1 protein-coding gene is annotated in these 803 nt (G+C 50.9%); it reads left to right on the top strand.

The genetic code is table 11. The features are described 5' to 3' along the window. Window positions 1-180: 180 nt before the first annotated feature. On the top strand, window positions 181-803 hold a 623-nt coding region (locus tag IM265_RS21850; RefSeq protein ID WP_193056028.1), incomplete at its 3' end, for an integrase arm-type DNA-binding domain-containing protein.

Consider the following 803-nt stretch of genomic DNA (forward strand, 5'->3'; position numbering starts at 1 on the left):
AGTCCAGTCAGAGGAGCCAATTTCCTGTTTTCATGCCTCCTTGCGAATCTTTATCTGATACTGATTCAAGAGGTTAGCGTGAAAATTCTTCCCGGTGTATTTTGATTTAATCCTCCGCATCGGGAAAAATTGGTGGTCAAATCTGGGGTCAGGTTAGTTCGATAATGGAGTGACCCCCATATGTCCCTTACCGATGCGAAAATCCGCACTCTTAAACCTTCTGATAAATCCTTTAAAGTCTCCGATTCTCACGGTCTGTATCTTCTTGTCAAACCGGGCGGCTCACGTCACTGGTATCTCAAATATCGTATAAACGGCAAAGAATCCCGCATTGCACTGGGTGCCTATCCTGCCGTTTCCCTGTCTGATGCCCGCCAGCAGCGCGAAGGTATCCGTAAGATGCTGGCGCTGAACATCAACCCGGCACAGCAGCGGGCAGTTGAACGCGGAGCCTACACATCGGAGAAAGTATTTAAAATCGTGGCACTGGCGTGGCATAAAAGTAATAAAAAATGGTCGCAGAACACCGCTGACCGTCTGCTTGCCAGCCTGAACAATCATGTATTTCCGGTTATCGGCCACCTGTCAGTCTCAGAGCTTAAACCCCGGCATTTCATTGGCCTGCTGAAAGGGATTGAGGAAAAAGGACTGCTTGAAGTTGCGTCCCGCACGCGGCAGCACCTCAGCAACATCATGCGTCATGCAGTTCATCAGGGGTTAATCGACAGCAACCCGGCGGCAAACCTTGACGGCGTAACGGCTCCTCCCGTCAGACGGCATTATCCCGCCCTGCCACTGGAGCG

Source organism: Enterobacter cloacae complex sp. P17RS, assembly GCF_014895885.1.
Classification (GTDB): Bacteria; Pseudomonadota; Gammaproteobacteria; order Enterobacterales; family Enterobacteriaceae; genus Enterobacter; species Enterobacter bugandensis.